The sequence below is a fragment of the Streptomyces sp. NPDC039430 genome (genome assembly GCF_055639435.1).
In genome coordinates this window covers 204618-223756 of sequence record NZ_JBVKAK010000007.1, presented here as the reverse complement: position 1 = coordinate 223756, position 19139 = coordinate 204618, and the positions used below count along the sequence as shown (strand labels likewise).

The 19139-nt window shown below is 72.3% G+C and carries 15 protein-coding genes and 1 pseudogene; 7 read left to right on the top strand and 9 right to left on the bottom strand.

Going from position 1 to position 19139, the window contains the following annotated elements; all coding sequences use genetic code 11:
- Nucleotides 1-41 precede the first annotated feature (41 nt).
- Together ACZ7LS_RS19710 and ACZ7LS_RS19705 are read left to right on the top strand one after the other, a co-directional pair.
- Nucleotides 42-947 (top strand): 5'-3' exonuclease, encoded by a 906-nt coding sequence (locus ACZ7LS_RS19710; RefSeq protein WP_385133158.1) that lies wholly within the window; start codon nt 42-44, stop codon nt 945-947.
- A 48-nt stretch (nt 948-995) separates the two neighbouring features.
- The gene (locus tag ACZ7LS_RS19705; protein ID WP_385133023.1) at nt 996-1841 is read left to right on the top strand and encodes a siderophore-interacting protein; all 846 of its coding nucleotides are present in this window, start codon (nt 996-998) and stop codon (nt 1839-1841) included.
- Nucleotides 1842-1976: 135 nt separating this feature from the next.
- Here the strand turns inward: ACZ7LS_RS19705 and ACZ7LS_RS19700 are convergent, their stop codons facing one another.
- The 3 genes and pseudogenes from ACZ7LS_RS19700 to ACZ7LS_RS19690 form a co-directional block, all read right to left on the bottom strand.
- On the bottom strand, nt 1977-2756 hold the full coding sequence (locus ACZ7LS_RS19700; protein WP_382520021.1) for an ABC transporter permease: 780 nt from the start codon (nt 2754-2756) through the stop codon (nt 1977-1979).
- A pseudogene (locus ACZ7LS_RS19695) lies at nt 2753-3756 on the bottom strand (ATP-binding cassette domain-containing protein). Before ACZ7LS_RS19695 ends, ACZ7LS_RS19700 begins: the two are co-directional and overlap by 4 nt.
- 368 nt (nt 3757-4124) lie before the next feature.
- Nucleotides 4125-4805, bottom strand: a complete 681-nt coding sequence (locus ACZ7LS_RS19690; protein WP_385133020.1) for a PadR family transcriptional regulator — start codon at nt 4803-4805, stop codon at nt 4125-4127.
- A 245-nt stretch (nt 4806-5050) separates the two neighbouring features.
- On the opposite strand from ACZ7LS_RS19690, the gene ACZ7LS_RS19685 reads away from it, so the two are divergent.
- The 3 genes from ACZ7LS_RS19685 (at nt 5051) to ACZ7LS_RS19675 (ending at nt 7888) form a co-directional block, all read left to right on the top strand.
- Nucleotides 5051-5635 (top strand): sigma-70 family RNA polymerase sigma factor, encoded by a 585-nt coding sequence (locus tag ACZ7LS_RS19685; protein WP_385133017.1) that lies wholly within the window; start codon nt 5051-5053, stop codon nt 5633-5635.
- The gene (locus ACZ7LS_RS19680; RefSeq protein WP_382670340.1) at nt 5632-6387 is read left to right on the top strand and encodes an anti-sigma factor; all 756 of its coding nucleotides are present in this window, start codon (nt 5632-5634) and stop codon (nt 6385-6387) included. The genes ACZ7LS_RS19685 and ACZ7LS_RS19680 overlap by 4 nt, the downstream gene beginning before the upstream one ends.
- A 139-nt stretch (nt 6388-6526) precedes the next feature.
- On the top strand, nt 6527-7888 hold the full coding sequence (locus tag ACZ7LS_RS19675) for a cryptochrome/photolyase family protein (RefSeq protein ID WP_385133014.1): 1362 nt from the start codon (nt 6527-6529) through the stop codon (nt 7886-7888).
- Nucleotides 7889-8030: 142 nt separating this feature from the next.
- On the opposite strand, the gene ACZ7LS_RS19670 is transcribed toward ACZ7LS_RS19675, so the two are convergent.
- The 5 genes from ACZ7LS_RS19670 to ACZ7LS_RS19650 are packed head-to-tail and all read right to left on the bottom strand — an operon-like array spanning nt 8031 to nt 13534.
- On the bottom strand, nt 8031-8849 hold the full coding sequence (locus ACZ7LS_RS19670; RefSeq protein WP_382520030.1) for a DUF1295 domain-containing protein: 819 nt from the start codon (nt 8847-8849) through the stop codon (nt 8031-8033).
- Nucleotides 8846-10195, bottom strand: coding sequence for a class I SAM-dependent methyltransferase (locus ACZ7LS_RS19665; RefSeq protein WP_385133011.1), 1350 nt, complete (start codon nt 10193-10195; stop codon nt 8846-8848). The genes ACZ7LS_RS19670 and ACZ7LS_RS19665 overlap by 4 nt, the downstream gene beginning before the upstream one ends.
- Entirely contained in the window at nt 10192-11472 is a 1281-nt protein-coding gene (locus ACZ7LS_RS19660; protein ID WP_382670394.1) for a class I SAM-dependent methyltransferase, read from the bottom strand. The genes ACZ7LS_RS19665 and ACZ7LS_RS19660 overlap by 4 nt, the downstream gene beginning before the upstream one ends.
- 17 nt (nt 11473-11489) lie before the next feature.
- Entirely contained in the window at nt 11490-12242 is a 753-nt protein-coding gene (locus ACZ7LS_RS19655) for a DUF1365 domain-containing protein (protein ID WP_382520033.1), read from the bottom strand.
- Nucleotides 12239-13534, bottom strand: coding sequence for an NAD(P)/FAD-dependent oxidoreductase (locus tag ACZ7LS_RS19650; RefSeq protein ID WP_385133008.1), 1296 nt, complete (start codon nt 13532-13534; stop codon nt 12239-12241). Before ACZ7LS_RS19650 ends, ACZ7LS_RS19655 begins: the two co-directional genes overlap by 4 nt.
- A gap of 263 nt (nt 13535-13797) precedes the next feature.
- Between ACZ7LS_RS19650 and ACZ7LS_RS19645 the strand changes: the two genes are divergently transcribed.
- Entirely contained in the window at nt 13798-15387 is a 1590-nt protein-coding gene (locus ACZ7LS_RS19645; protein ID WP_385133155.1) for a molybdopterin-dependent oxidoreductase, read from the top strand.
- Nucleotides 15388-15491: 104 nt separating this feature from the next.
- Nucleotides 15492-16151: a fasciclin domain-containing protein gene (locus ACZ7LS_RS19640; RefSeq protein WP_385133005.1), complete on the top strand. Its 660-nt coding sequence runs from the start codon at nt 15492-15494 to the stop codon at nt 16149-16151.
- Between the two features lie 130 nt (nt 16152-16281).
- Here the strand turns inward: ACZ7LS_RS19640 and ACZ7LS_RS19635 are convergent, their stop codons facing one another.
- Nucleotides 16282-19110: a DEAD/DEAH box helicase gene (locus ACZ7LS_RS19635; RefSeq protein WP_382520038.1), complete on the bottom strand. Its 2829-nt coding sequence runs from the start codon at nt 19108-19110 to the stop codon at nt 16282-16284.
- Between the last annotated feature and the right edge of the window lie 29 nt (nt 19111-19139).

Genomic DNA, 19139 nt, shown 5'->3' with positions numbered 1-19139 from the left:
TCAGTGGGCTGGGGCATCATCGGGGTGTGACGCGACGCCTGATGCTCCTCGACACCGCCTCCCTCTACTACCGGGCCTACTTCGGGGTCCCCGACTCCGTACGGGCCCCCGACGGCACCCCGGTCAACGCGGTGCGCGGCCTGCTGGACTTCATCGGCCGCCTGGTCCAGGACCACCGCCCGGACGAGCTGGTGGCCTGCATGGACGCGGACTGGCGGCCCGCCTGGCGGGTGGAGCTGATCCCCTCCTACAAGGCCCACCGCGTGGCACAGCCCCATGAGCAGGGGCCCGACGAGGAGGACACCCCGGACACGCTGGCGCCACAGGTCCCGATCATCGAGGCGGTGCTCGACGCGCTCGGCATCGCCAGGGTGGGTGTCGCGGGCTACGAGGCGGACGATGTGATCGGCACGCTCGCCGGACGGGCGGCGGGCCCGGTGGACATCGTCACCGGCGACCGCGATCTCTATCAGCTGATCGACGACAAGCGCGGTGTGCGGGTGCTCTACCCCCTCAAGGGCGTGGGGTCGCTGCATCTCACGGACGAGGCGGCGCTGCGGGAGAAGTACGGCGTCGACGGCCACGGCTATGTCGATCTGGCCCTGCTGCGCGGGGACCCGAGCGACGGACTGCCCGGGGTGCCGGGGATCGGTGAGAAGACCGCGGCCAAGCTGCTCGACGCCTTCGGCGATCTGGCCGGGATCATGGCGGCGGTCGACGATCCCCGGTCGAAGCTCACCCCGTCCCAGCGCAAGCGGCTGGACGAAGCCCGGGACTACGTGGCGGTCGCGCCCACGGTGGTCCGGGTGGCCGCCGACGTACCGCTGCCGGACTTCGACCCGACGCTGCCGTCGGGGCCGCGTGATCCGGCCATGGTCGAGGCGCTCGCCACCCGGTGGGGGCTGGGTGGTGCGCTGCGGCGCCTGCTCGCCACCCTCCGGCCCTGAGTGTTAGCTTAGGTAAACCTAAGCAGAGCAACCGTCAGGGAGACCGCCGTGGCAGAAAAGCCGGCCCGCACGTCGCCGAAGGTCCACGAGGGGCAGGTCGTACGTACCGAGTGGATCACCCCGCACATGGTGCGCGTGGTCCTGGGCGGTGAGGGGCTGGCCGCGCTGGAGTGCGGCGAATTCAGCGATCACTACGTCAAGGTGCTGTTCGCCCCCGCAGGAGTGAGCTACCCCGAGCCGTTCGACATCGACCGCATCCGCGCGGAGTTCCCGCGCGACCAGTGGCCCGCCAACCGCACGTACACGGTGCGCGGTTGGGACCCGGCGGCGCGCGAGCTGGCCATCGACTTCGTGGTGCACGGTGACGAGGGGCTGGCCGGACCGTGGGCGGCGCGTGCGCGGCCGGGCGAGACGGTACGTTTCCTCGGCCCCGGCGGTCTCTACGTACCGGACCCGGCGGCGGACTGGCATCTGCTGGTGGGGGACGAGAGCGCCCTGCCCGCGATCGCCGCGTCGCTTGAGCGGGTGCCGGCCGGCGCTCTCGTGCATGCCTTCGTCGAGGTCTCGGGCGCCGAGGAGGAGCAGAAGATCACGACCCCCGACGGGACCGGGATCACCTGGCTGCACCGCGGGGAGCGTCCGGTGGGCGAGGCGCTGATCGCCGCCGTCCGCGGCCTGGACTTCCCCGCGGGGGACGTCCACGCGTTCGTACACGGCGAGGCGGGCTTCGTGAAGGAGCTGCGCCGCCATCTGCGGCTGGAGCGGAACGTCCCGCGCGAGCGGCTGTCGGTCTCGGGGTACTGGCGGCTCGGCCAGACCGACGAGGCCTGGCGGGCCGTCAAGCGCGAGTGGAACGAGCGGGTGGAGCGCGAGCAGGAGACCCCGGCCACCTGAGCCCGGCCCCTCGCCCTTCGGCCCCTGCCCTTCCCTCGGACCCTGCCGCGCCCTCGGCCCCTGTCACGCGTACGAGCGAGGGCCGAAGGGCGAGGGCCGAAGGGCGAGGGCCCCGGACCGGCCCGGTCCGGGGTTCTAAACAGACTTCTGGTACGAGCGGAACGTACGGGTCGACAGCCAGACCGCCACCACCGCCAGGGCCAGCAGCGCGCCGCCCCTGGTCAGCACGTCGCCCCAGTCGGGCTCGGACGCCAGCGCGGAACGGCCCGCGACCATCGCCCAGTTGACCGGGTTGAAGTCCGCGATCGTCGCCATCCAGGACGGCATCTGGGCGGGCGCCATGAAGGCGGAGGAGAGAAACGTCAGCGGCAGCAGCAGGAACGTGTTGATACCGATGATCGACTCACGCTCGCGCACCAGCATGCCCAGCGCGTTGGAGAGCGCCCCGAAGACCGTACCGAGCAGGATCGAGGCGGCGACCAGCACGATCAGCCCGCCCGCCCCGCCCGGATAGCCGGCCCCGCCGAGCAGACCGAGCAGCACGATGATCACCGACTGGCATGCCGTGCTGATGCCGTTCTGCACGACATTGGCGTGCATGAGGGCGCTGCGGCTGACCGGGGTGGTCAGGAAGCGGTTGAGCGTGCCGCGTTCGATCTCCTCCAGCGTCCCCATCCCGGCCCACATGCTGGAGCCGAGCGCGCTCATCACCACGATGCCCGGAACCAGATAGTCCAGATAGGTCGTGGTGCCGAAGCCGCCCAGCTCGACGACTCTCCTGAAGAGATTGCCGAAGAGGAACAGCCAGATCACCGGCTGGATCAGCGAGATCAGCAGAAAGACGGGCTGGCGCACGATCGCCATCAGCTGACGCTGCGTCATGTACCAGGTGTGGGCGAGGGTTTCGGTACTCATCGGACGCCTTCCTCTGCGGCCTGGCCGGAGGCGCCGGTTCCGGCGCTGTCCGCCTGGGCCTCGGCCTCGGAGAACCGGCGTCCCGCGTACCGCAGATAGACGTCGTCCAAGGACGGGCGGGCCACGGTGGCGGCGGCCACGGCCGCTCCCGAGCGCTCCAGCGCGGCGAGCAGAACGGGTACGGCGGCGGCGCCGTCGTCGGCGCGGACGCTGACCCGGCGGCCGTCGACCGCCAGGTCGTGCAGACCGGCCAGCCCGGCGAGTACGGCGGTGAGAGCCGCCCTGTCGCCGTCGGCGCGCAGTTCCAGATGGACGGCATCGCCGCGCAGTTCACCCTTGAGCGCGTCGGGGGTGCCCTCGACCACGATCCGGCCGCGGTCGACGATGGCGATGCGCTCGGCGAGCCGGTCGGCCTCCTCCAGATAGTGCGTGGTGAGCAGGATGGTCAGGCCCTCGTCACCGGCGAGGCGGGTGATCTCGTCCCACATGGCGGTACGGGCCTCCGGGTCGAGCCCGGTCGTCGGCTCGTCCAGGAAGAGCACCTCGGGCCTGTGGACCAGACCGAGCGCCACATCGAGCCGTCGCCGCATACCGCCGGAGTACCCCTTGACCAGCCGCCGCGCGGCGTCGGTGAGAGCGAACCGGTCCAGCAGTCCATCGACGCGCCGGTTCAGTTCCACCCCCCCCTCAGGCCGTACAGCCTGCCCTGGAGGACGAGGTTCTCCCGGCCGGTGGCGGCGGGATCGGCGCCGGACTTCTGGGCGACGACACCGATGGCGCGGCGTACCCGGCCGGGGTGGCGCAGCACATCGTGGCCGGCGACCGTGGCCGTGCCGCTGTCGGGGCGGGCGAGGGTGGTGAGGATCTTGACGGTGGTGGACTTGCCGGCGCCATTGGGGCCGAGCAGTCCGAGGACGGTGCCGGCCTCGACGGACAGGCCCAGGCCGTTCAGGGCGGTGACGCCGCCGGGATAGGTCTTGACCAGACCGTCCGCCCGCACGACGGGCGTTCCAGTACTGGCCGGTCCGTTGCTCGCAGGTCCGGTACTAGCCGGTCCGTTGCCGGTCGGTCCGTTGCCGGTCGGTCCGGTACGCGTGGATCCGGTACTCATGGTTCCCATACTCGTGCTCTTGCTCACGACTGAGCGCTCCTGTGGTTGAGCGGGTTGCTCGGGGCCGGCGGGCCCGAGCGGGTCGCTCGGGCCCGTCCGGGCCGGTCCACGCGAAGAGCGCCGGGCTATCCTGGGCGTGCCGCGCCTCGATGCCACGGCGCCTTCACGGTGGTCCGGTCCGGGGTGAGAGACCCCGGCGGGAGCTGCTGCAACAGCGACCGCCGGGGTCGTTTCCGTCGAGGGCCGGAGTCGGCCGGTCAGGGTTTCCGGGAGCGGTCCCCCTCCCCCGCGATGTCCAACGGCTGCTCGTGCTCCAGCTCCTGCCACTCCGCCGGCGGCCTGCCGGTTTCATGCAGCGTCCGCCAGCCGTCGAGACCGGAGAGCGATCCCTCGCCGATCTCCTTGAGGAACCCCTGGATCCAGGCCTCCTCGGCCTCGATCATGTGCAGCTGGAACTCGGTCTCCACGACGAAGAGCCGCGGCAGCGTCTCGTAGAGCTGCTCCAGCACGCCCCGCATACCGGCGGCCCGGACGCGCAGCGCCGAGAGCCGGTCCTCCAGCAGCGAGGTCACCTCGTCGGGCGGCAGGACACCCATCAGCGAGAGGGCCGTCTCGAACAGCGGGAACTCAGGGGCGGGGACGGCCAGCAGATCCGCCATCCACTCCAGCATCTCCTCGTGCCCGGCGGAGGTGAGGCCGTACAGCGTGCGCTCGGGCCGGTTGCCCTGCCGCTGCACCTCCGCGACCTCGACGAAGCCGTGCCTCTCCAGGTTCTGGACGACGGTGTAGAGCGACCCGAAGTTGATCTTGACGCTGTTCTCCTTGCCGCGCTGCCGCAGCGTCTGCGCGATCTGGTACGGGTGCATCGGCCGCTCCGAGAGCAGCGCCATCACCGCGAGCGCCAGCGGATTGCTCAGCTTTCGCCGTTTCGCCCCCATCGCGACCATTCCGCCTTCCGGTACTCCATCCCAAATACTCGGCTGCGAACATATCGCGAAGCCTCCATGGACGTCAATCGCGATACATCGTAAATCTTCGGCGCCGTTCGATTCGAGATCAATCCACAAGACGGACCAGTCCATCGGTGTCTCCGCTCCGAATACACGGTGAGGTCTGGTCGGATGGCCGGACGGGATGACGTCGGACGAGAGGTCGGCTCCGTCCGCACCGTGGAGGAAGCCGCGTGAAAGAAGCTGTACACATCGGCGGGGCCGCTGCGGCGGGGCCCGATCTGCAGGAACTGCTCGGCCAGGTGGCCAGGGGCGACCAGGAGGCGTTCTCCCACGTGTACGACCAGGTCTGCGGCCCCGTCCTGGGGCTGGTGCGCTCCGTACTGCGCGACCCGGCCCAGTCCGAGGAGGTGGCACAGGAAGTACTGCTGGAGGTCTGGCGCACCGCCACGCGCTTCCGGCCCGGCCGTGGCAGCGCCATGACCTGGGTGCTGACGCTCGCCCACCGCCGGGCGGTGGACCGGGTGCGCTCGGCGCAGGCGGCGGGCGACCGTGAGCACCGCGCCGCGCTGCTCGACCGGGCCCCCGCCTTCGACCACGTCACCGAACAGGTCGAGGCCACCCTCGAACGGGAACAGGTGCGCCGCTGTCTGCGCACGCTCACCGAGCTCCAGAACCAGTCCGTGACCCTGGCGTACTACCGGGGCCTGTCCTATCGCGAGGTGGCGGAACTCCTCTCGGTTCCGCTGGGCACGGTCAAGACGCGACTCCGCGACGGCCTCATCCGGCTGCGCGACTGCCTGGGGGTGCACGCGTGACCACCGCGGATCTGCACACGCTGACCGGCGCGTACGCGCTGCACGCCCTGGAACCCGGGGAGCGCGCCGAGTTCGAAAGGCACATGGAGGTCTGCCCCGCCTGCGCCCAGGAAGTACGCGAACTGGCCGCCACGGCGGCCCGGTTGGGGCGAGCGGTGACCGTCACCCCGCCGGCCGCGCTCAAGGAACGGGTACTGCGCGGGATCGCCACCGAACGGCAGGAACCGCCGAAGGTGGCCCCGCGGCCCCGCTCCGGAGGCGGAACCGCCCATGGGCGCGCGCTCTCCCGGTTCGCCCTGGCGGCGTGCCTGGCCGCCGCGGTGGCGTTCGGCGGGATCGCGGTATGGAAGCACCAGGAGGCAGGGGACGCGCAACAGCGGGCGCGCGCCTCCGCACAGCGGTTCGCGGAACTGACCGCGGTGCTCACCGCCCCGGACGCCAAGGTCGCCGGCAGCACGCTGCCGGACGGCGCGACCGGCACCGTGGTCGTCTCCCGTAGCCGCGACAGGGCCGCGTTCATCGCCTCGGGGATGCCGAAACCGCCGAAGGGCAAGGTCTACCAGCTCTGGTACGACGACGACGGGACGATGCGCCCCGCCGGTCTGATGGACCCCACGGACGGCGTGGACACCGTCCTGATGGCGGGCCGGGTGGGCGCCGCGTCGGGGATGGGCATCACGGTGGAACCGTCGGGCGGCTCCGAGCGGCCGACATCGCCGCCGCTGGCCCAGATGAACTTCCCGGCCGCGTAGGGCAACGTCGGAGACGTGCGCCCGGACAGGACGAGCACGGCAGGACGTTCGCAGGCAGGACGTTCGCCGACGGACAGGACGGTCACGGGCAGGACGTTCGCCGACGGGCAGTGGGCGACAGGCAGCGAGGGACAGGGACATGAGCGTCGCGGTGGTTCTCTTCACTTCCGATCTGCGGGTGCACGACCAGCCGGTCCTGCGCGCCGCCGTGGACGGCGCCGAGGAGGTGGTACCGCTCTTCGTCCGCGACCCGGGGATAGCGGCGGCGGGCTTCGACGCCCCCAACCGCCGTGCCTTCCTCGCCGACTGCCTGGCCTCGCTGGACACCGGCCTGCGCGAGCGCGGCGGCCGGCTGGTCATCCGTTCGGGCGATCCCGTCGAGCAGGTCTGCCGGGTGGTGCGCGAGAGCGGCGCCCGGCAGGTCCATGTGGCGGGCGGGGTGAGCCGGTACGCGGCACGCAGGGAGAAGCGGCTGCGTACGGAGCTGCCGGCCGCCGGAGCCGCCCTGACCGTGCACGACGCGGTGGTCACGGCGGTGCCGCCGGGGCAGATCGCCCCGGCGGGCAGGGACCACTTCGCGGTCTTCACTCCGTACTTCCGCCGCTGGGACGAGACGGGCCGGCGCGCGGTGACGGCCGCGCCCAGGAGCGTACGGGTGCCACGGGTCGGCGGCGAGCCGCTGCCCGCGCGCGGCGCGGTCGAGGGGGTATCGCCCGGTCTCGCCGAGGGCGGCGAGGAGGTGGCGCGCGAGCGGCTGACGGCCTGGCTGGCCGGCGGGATCGAGTCGTACGAGGACCGCCACGACGATCTGGCGGGCGACGCGACCTCCCGGCTCTCGCCGTACCTCCATTTCGGCTGTCTCTCACCGGTGGAACTGGTGCACCGGGCACGGCGCGAACGCGGCGCGGGGGCGGCGGCGTTCGTCCGGCAGCTGGCCTGGCGGGACTTCCACCACCAAGTGCTGGCGGCACGCCCCGCGTCGGCGTGGTCCGACTACCGGTCGCGCGGGGATCACTGGCGTACGGACGAGAAGGAGATCAGCGCCTGGCGGGAGGGGCGCACCGGATACCCGGTCGTCGACGCGGCCATGCGCCAGCTGGCGTACGAGGGCTGGATGCACAACCGGGGGCGGCTGCTGGTGGCGAGCTTCCTGACCAAGACGCTGTACGCGGACTGGCGCGTCGGCGCGCGGCACTTCCTGGATCTGCTGGTGGACGGCGACCTCGCCAACAACCAGCTCAACTGGCAGTGGACGGCGGGCACCGGCACGGACACCCGGCCCAACCGCGTTCTCAATCCGCTCACCCAGGCCAGGCGGTTCGATCCCCGCGGCGATTACGTACGGCGCTGGGTGCCGGAGCTGGCCGGGGTGGACGGGGCGGCCGTCCAGCGGCCATGGCTGCTGGACGCCCGGGACCGGGCCCGGCTCGACTATCCGGACCCGATCGTGGACCTCGCCGAGGGCCGGGACCGCTTCTCCCGGGCCCGGGGCCTCGGCTGACCGTCCCCGTGAGGACGCGCCCTGCTCCCGGCGTGCGCTGTCTGGTCCCCGGCGTGCGCTGAGCCGGGCGCTGTCCCCGGCGTGCGCTAACCCGTGCGCTGTCCCCCGCGTGCGCTGAGCCGGGCGCTGTCCCCCGCGTGCGCTATCCCCGGGAGCGCGCGCCCCGGCGCGGCGGCAGTGGGAAGAAGCCGCTGGTACGGGCCGCGTACGCGGCCCAGCCGGGGCGGTCCGCCATACGCCGCTCCAGCAGGCGCTTCCCGCTGCCGCCGATCAGCAGGAAGCTCATCACCAGCGGACCGGCCACGGTCGCGGCGGCCACCACCGGGTCGTCGCAGACGATGAGGAACAGCCCCCACCACACGCAGAAGTCGCCGAAGTAGTTCGGGTGCCTGGTCCAGCTCCACAGACCCCGGTCCATGATCCGGCCCTCGCTCGCCGGGTCCGCCTTGAAGCGGGCGAGTTGGCGGTCCCCCACCGCCTCGAAGAACAGCCCGGCCGTCCAGAGGGCGCAGCCGGCGTAGGCGGCCGGGCCGAGCGCTCCCGGCAGATACTGCGCGGCCTGCACGGGCAGCGAGACGAGCACCACCAGCACGCCCTGGAGCAGATAGACCATGCGCAGCGCGTAGAGGCTCCGGCTGCCAGGCGCCCTGGCGAGCAGCGCCTCGTAGCGGGGGTCCTCGCCGTGCCCCCGGCCCCGCGCGGCGATATGGCCGGCCAGCCGCAGCCCCCATACGGCGGTCAGGACGGTGACGAGCAGCCGCCGTCCGTCGTTCCCCTCCCCCGTCGACATCGCGTACGAGACGAGCGCGACCGCCGTGAAGGCGACGCCCCAGGCGATGTCGACGATCCGGTGGAGCCGCCTGGCGACGGCGAACGCGAAGGTGACGAGCATGACGGCGAGGGCCGCCGCCAGGGCGGGGCCGATGCCCAGCCCGAACCGCGCCCATGGATAGCCGCTCACCGGACGCCGTCCCGCCGCCGCGCCTCCCGGGCGCGCGCGTCCCGCGCGTACCAGTCGCGCTGCGTGGCGGGCATCCCGCTCACGCCCGCCGCCGTCGGCCGCACGGCGAGGATCTGGTCGACGCCCATACGGCGTTCCTCGAAGGCCAGTGCCCCGCCCGCCAGATAGAGCCGCCAGACGCGCGCGGTCTCCTCCCCGACGAGCGCGACGAACTCCGGCCAGCGCTCCTCCAGCGTGCGGTGCCAGTCGCGGACCGTACGGGTGTAGTGCTCGCGCATCGACTCCACGGCCCGTACCTCCAGGCCCGCGCCCTCCAGCAGCGAGACGGTGGCACCGAGCGGTCGCATATGCATGTCGGGGGCGATGTACGACTCGATGAAGGCCCCGCCGCCCGGTGCCGTCGTCCCCCGGGACATCTGCTGGACCAGCGCCCTGCCCCCGGGCCCGAGCACACGGTGCAGGGCCGCGGTGAACGCGGGGTATTCGGCGTCGCCGACGTGCTCGCCCATCTCGACGGCCGACACCGCGTCGTAGCCGCCGCCGGTGAGGTCGCGGTAGTCGCGGTGCCGTACCTCGACCAGTGCGCCGAGGCCGCGCTCCTCGACCCGCGCGCTCACATACGCGGCCTGTTCCCGGGAGAGCGTGACGGCGGTGACCCGGGTCCTGTACCGCTCGGCCGCGTAGAGCGTGAGCGACCCCCAGCCGCAGCCGATGTCCAGCAGCCTGGCGCCCTCGCGCAGCCCGAGCTTGCGGCAGATCAGCTCCAGCTTGTCGCGCTGCGCGTCCGACGGTCCGTAGCCGGGCTCGTCGCTCGTCCAGTAGCCGCAGGAGTACGCCATCGTCGCGTCGAGCAGCAGCGCGTAGAAGTCGTTGGACAGGTCGTAGTGATGGCTGATGGCCGCACGGTCGCGGGCCTTGCTGTGCCGGGCGCCCGGCAGCCGCGCCTCGGACACGGGCGCGGGGAGCCGCGGTCCGACGGCGCCGAGGCGCAGCGCGGTGGCCAGCGCCCTGGCCCGGTCGCCGAGTGTGAGCCGCGGCGGGCGGAGGCCGCGCTCGCGCACGGCGCCCCAGACGGCCCGCAGCCCGTCGGTGAGGTCTCCCTCGAAGTCGAGTTCGCCGGTGATGTACGCCTGGGCGAGGCCGAGTTCGCCGGGCCGCCGGACGAGTCTGCGCAGGGCGCGCCGGGAACGGAGCACGACGACGGGGGCGCCGTCAGGACCGGCCGTCGATCCGTCCCAGGCGCGCAGCCGCAGCGGCAGGGAGCCGCCGAGAAGCTGTTCGGCGAGGGGGAAGAGATGCTGGGCGGCGCCGGTTCGCGGCCGGGGCTTCAGCTGGGGACCCGTCATCCGCAGGTCTCCTCCTTGGTGAGTGTCAGCTGCTGGACATCGAGATAGCCGGAGCGGAAGCCCGCTTCGGAGTAGGCGAGATAGAAGGTCCACAGCCGGCGGAACGTCAGGTCGAAGCCGAGGGCGTCGACCCGCGGCGCCTGCTCGGTGAAGCGCTCCCGCCAGAGGCGGAGGGTTTCGGCGTAGTGCGGGCCGAAGCCGTCCCGGCCGGCGACGCGCAGCGCCGTGTGTTCCGCGGTGATGTGTTCGATCGCCTCGACGGACGGCAGGAATCCGCCGGGGAAGATGTACTTCTGGATCCAGGTGAAGGTGTCCTTGGAGGCGAGCATCCGGTCGTGCGGCATGGTGATCGCCTGGAGGGCGAGGCGTCCGCCGGGGGCGAGGAGCCGGTCGAGCGTGGTGAAGTACTCGGGCCAGAACTCCGCCCCGACGGCCTCGATCATCTCGACGCTGACGATGGCGTCGAAGGTGCCGTCGACCGCGCGGTAGTCGAGGAGTTCGACCCGGACCCGGTCTTCGAAGCCCGCCGCGCGGATCCGTTCCCGCGCCAGCTCCCGCTGTTCCCGGGAGAGCGTCACGGTCCGTACCCGCGCCCCGCGCGCCGCCGCCCGGATGGCCAGCTCGCCCCAGCCGGTGCCGATCTCCAGCAGTTCGGTGCCGGGGCCGACCGCCGCCCGGTCGAGCAGCCGGTCGATCTTCCGGTGCTGGGCGGCGGCGAGCAGCGAGCGGTCGGCCGGGAAGCCGCGGAAGAGGGCCGAGGAGTAGGAGAGGGTCTCGTCGAGGAAGAGCGCGAACAGTTCGTTGGAGAGGTCGTAGTGCCGGCTGATGTTGTCCCGCGATCCCTCGGGGGTGTTGCGCTGTGCCTCGGGATGTTTCGGTGCCCAGCGGGCGCGCAGCCTCTGGAGCGGCTCGGGGACGAGGTCGGCGGCCCGCCCGGCGAGGACGGTCAGGACGCCGACCAGGTCGCGTGCCTCCCACTCGCCGGCCATGTAGGACTCGCCGAAGCCGATCAGTCCGCCGGCGCCGATCCGCCGGAAGAACGCCACGGGGTCGCGCACCTCCATCAGCGGGCCGCCGCGCCCGAGCGTCTCGGTGCCGCCGAGGCGGACCCGGAGCGGCAGACCGTCGAGGGCGTGCCGGACGATCCGCCCGGCCAGGGCGGTACGGAGCCATGAGGCGCGCGGCTGACGAGCCACGTCGGGCCAGCGGCGGGGGTCGGCCGGCGCGGCCGGCGACGGGGACGCGGACGCGCACGGCGAGGACGGCCCGGGGGACACCGGGGAGACGGACACACTCACTTCACACCCTCCTGGGGCCTGTGACGGGGACGGGGCTGTACGGGCAGTCCGCGCAGCAGGAGCCGGACGCCGTGCAGCCGGATACCGAGAGAGACGGCGGCGGTGGACCAGGGGTGGCGCAGCGCGGCGCGCACCAGGGTCCGGACGGTGGCGGGGCGGCGCTCGCCCCGTACGGTCGCGGTGAACGGGCCGCTTCCCGGCCGGTCCAGACGCACTGTCAGCGCGAGCCGTTCGCCCGGTTCCGGCAGCCGCATGGTGTAGGCGCCGTCGACCGGGAGGAACGGTGAGACATGGAAGTCCTTGTCCACCGCGGCCCGGTGGGTGTCGTCGGGCCGCAGCAGATAGCAGTGCCGTTCGCCGTAGGTGTTGTGCACCTCGGCGACGACGCACAGCGGCTCGCCGCCGGGTGCGCGGCACCAGAACAGGGTGAGCGGGTTGAAGACATGGCCGAACACCCGCGCGTGGGCGAGCATCGTCACCCTCACTCCGGCCGGTTCGACGCCGCGCGCGGCGAGGAAGGCGTCGAGGCCCGCGCGGATCGTGGGCAGGGTGCCGCCGAAGTGGTCACGGGCGTCGAAGCGGGCCAGCGGACGCAGCGGCCGGGGCAGCACCGGTGGCCGGTCGGGGTCGATCAGCCACAGATAGGTGCGGTGGCGCAGGGTGTACCGGCGGGGCGTGGTCCTGACATGGCCGATCACACAGGTGTAGAGCGCCGGGACCGTACGCGGGGCGGGCGTCGCGGTGTTCACCACGCCACCCCCAGCGCCGCCGCGGCCTCGACGCCCGAGCGGCAGCCGTCCTCGTGGAACCCCCAGCCGTGGTACGCCCCGGCGAACGCGGTGACGGGTCCGCTGAGCGCGGGCAGCCCTCGCTGGGCCGCGACGGACTCCGGTGTGTAGACGGGGTGTTCGTACACCATGCTCGCGAGGACCCGCCGTTCGTCCACCCGGCCGGCGCCGTTCAGCGTGACCACGAAGGTCTCCGGGGCGTCGATGCGCTGCAGCCGGTTCATGTCGTAACTGACGCGTACGGCGTCGGCGCCCGCGTCGCAGGACGGCATCAGGTAGTTCCACGACGCGCGGGCGTGCGCGGCCCGTGGCAGCACGCTCGTGTCGGTGTGCAGCTGGGTGGGGTTGCGGGCGTAGCGGAACGCGCCGAGGACGTGCCGCTCCGCCTCGGTGGCGTCGGCGAGCAGCCGCAGCGCCTGGTCGGGGTGGACGGCGATGACCACGGAGTCGTACCGCTGGGCGGTGCCGTCCTCGGAGGTGATCTCGACGGCCCCCGGCCCCCGTGGACCGCGGCGCACGGCCCGTACCGGAGTGGCGGTACGGACGGCGTCGAGACGCTTGCCGACCCGCTCGACGTATGCGCGTGAGCCGCCGCTCACCGTCCGCCAGGTGGGAGAGCCGTTGATCGCCAGCATGCCGTGGTGGGCCATGAAGCGGAACAGATAGCGGGCGGGGTAGCGCATCGCCGTGCCCGCGTCGCAGGACCAGACGGCCGAGACGACCGGGGTCATGAAGTGGGAGGTGAAGTACGGCGAGAAGCGGCCCGCCGTGAGGAAGTCGCCCAGCGTCGGGCCGGCGCCGGGCTCGCGCCGGGCGCCGTTCCCGGCCGCCAGCAGCCGGCGGGCCAGCCGGTGGAAGCGGGGGACCTCGCCGAGCAGACGCAGATAGGCCGGACGCAGCGCGTTGCGCGGCCGGGCGAACAGCCCGGCCGGGCCGCGCGCTCCGGCGTATTCGAGCCCGCAGCCCTCGCACCGCACGGACATGCTCATCTCCGACTCCCGTGTGGCGACGCCGAGTTCCACGAAGAGCCGCAGCAGATACGGATACGTCCGCTCGTTGTGCACGATGAAGCCGGAGTCGACGCGGTGCACCCGGCCGTCGGCCGACGCCACGTCATGGGTGTGCGCGTGACCGCCGAGCCGGTCCTCCGCCTCGTACAGCGTCACCTCGTGCGCGTGCCGGAGTACGTACGCGGCGGTCAGCCCGGCGACTCCACCCCCGACCACGGCCGTGCGCCGACGCTCCCCGCTCATACCGCTCCCTCACATCCAGCCGCGTCCGGATCGCGTCCGGATCACGTCCCGTCACGGGCGTTGGCCCCTGTACGTGAGGTATTCGAAGCGGCGGAGGCCGGGGATTGGTGTCCGGTGCGATCTCTTTCCGGGCGGCGGGAATTTTCAACTCCTTCGAGTCAATGACCAATCCGCCGTCGTTCCGGTTCCGAATGGCGACTGTGAGCGATGATCTGAAGGTCCCGACGCCGGAGGGTGGTTCCCCCGGCCGCACGGCACGTCTGGTGCGTGCCGCCCTGGGGGCGCTGAGCGGGCTGATCACGGGCGCCTCGGCGCTGGCGGTGGCGGAGCTGGCCGCGGTGGCCGTACGGCCCGAGGCCGGTCCCGTCAACGCGGTGGGCGGCGCGTTCATCGACCGCACCCCTCCCTGGCTGAAGGACTTCGCCGTCCGCAACTTCGGGACCAACGACAAGCTGGTGCTCCAGCTCGGCATCCTGGCCCTCCTGGCGGTCTTCGCCATGGCGGTCGGAGTGGTCGCACTGCGGCACCGGCCGACCGGGTTCGCGGCGGTGCTGGTCTTCGGCGCGGTCGGCGCGGCGGCGGCGGTGGAGCGGCCCGGTGGTGGACCGCTCGACGCCCTGCCCTCCGCCGTGGGTGCCGTGCTGGCCTGCGGAGTGCTCCAACTGCTGGCCGGCAGGCTCACGTTCCGTCCGTCCCCGGCGGCTGAGGGGGCGGACGGAACCCCGGACGCAACGGCGGCGGCGGACGGCGCCCCGGCCGGATCGTTCGACCGGCGTGGCTTCGTGATCGCCGCGACCGCCGCGGTGGCCGCGTCGGCCGGAGCCGGAGTGCTGGGCAGCCGGCTGGGCGGCTCGGGCGCGGCCAGGGCCGCCGCCACACGCGCCGGTATCGTCCTGCCCGCACCGGCGTCCCCGGCCCGGCCCGTGCCGGCCGGGGCGGAGCTGAGGGTCCGGGGGCTGGGCCCGTTCACCACCCCCGCCAAGGACTTCTACCGGGTCGACACCGCTCTGGTGGTGCCGAGGATCGATGCCGGCGGCTGGCGGCTGAGGATTCACGGCAAGGGCGTCGCCCGCCCCCTGACGGTGAGTTTCGACGATCTGCTCCGCCGCGAGCTGATCGAGCGGGACATCACCCTGACCTGTGTCTCCAACGAGGTCGGCGGCCCGTATGTCGGCAACGCCCGCTGGATCGGCGTACGCCTGGCGGATCTGCTCGGCGAGGCCGGGGTCGAGCCGCCCTCGAAGGGCGGCCCCGCCGACCAGCTGGTGGCACGCTCGGTGGACGGCATGGCCATCGGGTCGCCGGTCGAGACCGTGATGGACGGCCGCGACGCCATGCTGGCGCTGGGCATGAACGGCGAGCCGCTGCCGTTCGACCACGGCTTCCCGGTACGGATGGTGGTGCCGGGGCTCTACGGCTATGTCTCGGCCTGCAAGTGGCTCCAGGATCTGGAACTCACCACGTTCGCCGACTACGACGCGTACTGGGTGAAGCGGAGCTGGTCCCGGCGGGCCCCCATCAAGACCGAGTCGCGGATCGACACCCCGCGCCCGTTCGCCTCTCCCGAGCCGGGCGTCGTGCCCGTCGCCGGAGTGGCCTGGGCGCAGCACCGCGGAATCGCCCGGGTCGAGGTACGGGTCGACGGGGGCGACTGGCACACGGCGCGGCTGGCGGCCCAGGACACCAAGGACACCTGGCGCCAGTGGGTGTGGGAGTGGCGGGCGACCACCGGCAGCCACACCCTCGAAGTCCGCGCCACCGATCTGGACGGCTACACGCAGACGGAGAAGCGCGTCGGGACGGTACCCGACGGCGCCACCGGCTGGCACTCGGTGGTGGTCGACGTGACCTGACGATCCGGCGAGCACCGCCCGCGCACCCCGCGCGCACCCCCGCACCACATCCCCGCAGACCGTTTCCGCACCACTTCACGCATTATCCTTCAAGGAGATTCCACATGATCAGCACCCGTTTCCACCGTGCCGCCCTCGCCGTCCTCGGTGCCGTCGCGCTGCCGCTGGCCCTCACCGCCTGTTCCGCCGACGACAGCAACGACAGCAAGGACAGCAAGGACTCGGCGGCCTCGGCCGCGGCTCCCCAGGAGTCCAAGAGCACGACGGAGGACGCCGCGGGCGCGGGTGACCAGCCGTTCGGTACGGCGTGCGCGTCCGTTCCGGCCTCCGGAGCCGGCAGCTTCGACGGCATGTCCAAGGACCCGGTGGCGACCGCCGCGTCCCACAACCCCGACCTCTCCACCCTGGTCACGGCGGTACAGAAGGCCGGTCTGGCCGACACCCTGAACAACGCCCGGGACATCACGGTCTTCGCGCCGACCAATGACGCCTTCGCCAAGATCCCGAAGGCCGACCTGGACAAGGTCCTCAGCGACAAGGCCACCCTGACCAAGATCCTCACCTACCACGTCGTCGGCGAGAAGCTGGCCCCGGCGCGGCTGGCGAGCGGTACGTACCCGACTCTGGAGAAGGGCACGCTGACCACGGCGGGCTCGGGAGAGTCGTACACCGTCAACGACTCCGCGAAGGTCGTCTGCGGCAATGTGTCCACGTCCAACGCGACGGTGCACATCATCGACACGGTGCTGATGCCGAAGATGTAGTCGGAGGTCCCCGCACGGCGTCCGGGGCGGCTTCCTGGCCGGCCGCCCCGGACGCACAGGCCCGAACGCGTACGGCGCCCCGCCGGAAACCACCCGGCGGGGCGCCGTACGCACGGATCTCCGCACCCGGTCAGCCGACCGAGCTGTACGCCACCACCCCGCGCAGCACCGACTCGACCGCCTTGCGCGCGTTCTTCGCGACGGTGCTGTTCTCGCGCGGCGCGGCGGCCGCGATCTGGCCGAGCACGTCGATGACCTGCTTGGACCAGCGCACGAAGTCACCGGCCGGCATCTCCGCCTCGCGCAGCACCTCGTCCAGGCCCTTGCCCGAGGCCCACATGTAGACCGCCCAGGCGAAGCCGAGATCGGGCTCGCGCTGCCCGACACCCTCCGCCTGGCTGATCTTCAGGTCCTCCTCCAGGGCGTCGAGCCGGCCCCAGATACGGACCATCTCGCCCAGCGCGGCCTTCGCCGCGCCCGAGGGGACCTTGGGCGCCACCGCGTCGTCCGACTGCCTGGCCTCGTACACCAGCGCCGAGACACAGGCGGCCAGCTCGGCCGGGGAGAGCCCTTCCCACACCCGGTCGCGCAGGCACTCGCTCGCCAGCAGATCCAGCTCTCCGTAGAGCCTGGCCAGCCGTCGTCCGTGCTCCGTGACCTCGTCCCCGCGCAGATAGTCCAGCTCGGTGAGGAGCGCGACGATCCGGTCGAAGGTACGGGCGATGGTGTTCGTCCGCCCCTCGATCCTGCGCTCCAGCTGCCGGGTGTCCCGCTGGAGCCGGTGGTAGCGCTCGGCCCAGCGGGCGTGGTCCTCCCGCTCGTCGCAGCCGTGGCAGGGGTGGGCGCGCAGCTCCGTACGGAGCCGGGCGATCTCCTGGTCGTCCGCGGCGGCGGCGCGCTGCTTGCGGTGCCGCTCGGGCACGAGATGCCCGGCCTTGGTCCGCAGCACGGACGCCAGATCACGGCGCGACTGCGGGGAGCGCGCGTTGAACGACTTGGGGATGCGCATCCGCTCCAGCGCCTCCACCGGCACCGGGAAGTCCATCGAGGCGAGCCGCTTGACCTGCCGCTCGGCGGTCAGTACGAGCGGCCGCGGCCCGTCCTGGTACTCCAGCCCCCGATGGCCGTTGGCGCGCCCGGCCGGCAGGCCGGGGTCGAGCACCAGCGCGAGACCGGAGAACTTCCCGGTCGGCACATGGATGACATCCCCCGGCTTGAGCTTCTCCAGCGACGAGGCCGCGGCGGCCCGGCGCTGCGCCGCGCCCTGCCTGGCCAGCTCGGTCTCGCGGTCCTTGAGGTCGCGCCGCATGCGCGCGTACTCCTCGAAGTCCCCGAGATGGCAGGTCATGCCCTCCCGGTAGCCGTCGAGGCCCTCCTCGTTGCGCTGGACCTGCCGGGAGATCCCGACGACCGACTTGTCGGCCTGGAACTGCGCGAAAGAGGTCTCCAGCAGCTCGCGCGAGCGATGCCTGCCGAACTGCTGTACGAGATTGACGGCCATGTTGTACGAGGGCCGGAAGCTGGAGCGCAGCGGATAGGTACGCGTCCCGGCGAGCCCGGCGAGCGCGCCCGGGTCCATCCCGCGCTGCCAGAGCACCACGGCGTGGCCCTCGATGTCGATCCCCCGCCGGCCCGCCCGTCCGGTCAGCTGGGTGTACTCACCGGGCGTGATGTCGGCGTGCTGCTCGCCGTTCCACTTGACGAGCTTCTCCAGCACGACGGACCTGGCGGGCATATTGATGCCGAGCGCCAGGGTCTCGGTGGCGAAGACCGCCTTGACCAGGCCGCGGACGAACAGCTCCTCCACGACCTCCTTGAAGGTCGGCAGCATCCCGGCGTGGTGCGCGGCGATGCCGCGCTCCAGGCCCTCCAGCCACTCGTAGTAGCCGAGGACATGGAGGTCCTCACCGGGGATCGAGGCCGTGCGCTCCTCGACGATCTCGCGGACCCGCCGCCGCGCCTCGTCGTTGTTGAGCCGGAGCCCCGCGTACATGCACTGCTGTACGGCGGCCTCGCAGCCGGCCCGGCTGAAGATGAACGTGATCGCGGGCAGCAGCCCCTCGGCGTCGAGGCGCTCGATGACCTCGGGTCTGCCGGGCGTCCAGATCCGGGAGCGCTGGCGGCGCTCGCGCTCGCGGTCCGCCTCGCGGATCATCTTCCCGCGCCGGCGCTCGCGCGGGTTGTACGTGCGCTGGTTCTCCATCCGGGCCAGCCGGACGAGATCCGGGCTGACCTCGCGCTTGCCCACGCCGCGGCCGCCGTGGTCGGTCTCCTCCTCGAAGAGGTCGTACATCCGGCGCCCGGCCATCACGTGCTGCCAGAGCGGCACGGGCCGGTGCTCGGAGACGATCACTTCGGTGTCACCACGGACGGTGTCCAGCCAGTCACCGAACTCCTCGGCGTTGGAGACCGTCGCCGAGAGCGAGACCAGCGTGACCGACTCGGGGAGATGGATGATCACCTCTTCCCAGACGGCGCCCCGGAAGCGGTCGGAGAGGTAGTGCACCTCGTCCATCACCACATAGCCGAGTCCGGTGAGCGCCTGGGAGCCCGCGTAGAGCATGTTGCGCAGCACCTCGGTGGTCATGACGACCACCGGAGCGTCCGCGTTGACGCTGTTGTCCCCGGTCAGCAGGCCGACCTTGGCGGCGCCGTAGCGCTTGGCCAGATCGGCGTACTTCTGGTTGGAGAGCGCCTTGATGGGTGTGGTGTAGAAGCACTTGCGGCCCTCGGCCAGAGCCAGGTGCACGGCGAACTCGCCGACGATCGTCTTGCCCGAGCCGGTGGGCGCGGCGACCAGCACGCCCTTCCCCGCCTCCAGGGCCTGGCATGCCTCGATCTGGAAGGGGTCCAGGCCGAAGTCGTACATCTCGCGGAAGGGGGCGAGCGCCGTGGCCTGCTCGACGGCGCGAATCCGGGAAGCGGCGTAGCGCTCGGCTGGTGAGAGGTCCTCTGTCATCTTGAAGTCGAGCCTACCCGCCACCTCTG

Coding starts and splice junctions, on each gene's coding strand:
- ACZ7LS_RS19710 (WP_385133158.1), top strand. CDS start 42: ATGCTCCTCGACACCGCCTCCCTCTACTACCGGGCCTACTTCGGGGTC.
- ACZ7LS_RS19700 (WP_382520021.1), bottom strand. CDS start 2,756: ATGAGTACCGAAACCCTCGCCCACACCTGGTACATGACGCAGCGTCAG.
- ACZ7LS_RS19690 (WP_385133020.1), bottom strand. CDS start 4,805: ATGGGGGCGAAACGGCGAAAGCTGAGCAATCCGCTGGCGCTCGCGGTG.
- ACZ7LS_RS19675 (WP_385133014.1), top strand. CDS start 6,527: ATGAGCGTCGCGGTGGTTCTCTTCACTTCCGATCTGCGGGTGCACGAC.
- ACZ7LS_RS19665 (WP_385133011.1), bottom strand. CDS start 10,195: ATGACGGGTCCCCAGCTGAAGCCCCGGCCGCGAACCGGCGCCGCCCAG.
- ACZ7LS_RS19650 (WP_385133008.1), bottom strand. CDS start 13,534: ATGAGCGGGGAGCGTCGGCGCACGGCCGTGGTCGGGGGTGGAGTCGCC.
- ACZ7LS_RS19640 (WP_385133005.1), top strand. CDS start 15,492: ATGATCAGCACCCGTTTCCACCGTGCCGCCCTCGCCGTCCTCGGTGCC.
- ACZ7LS_RS19635 (WP_382520038.1), bottom strand. CDS start 19,110: ATGACAGAGGACCTCTCACCAGCCGAGCGCTACGCCGCTTCCCGGATT.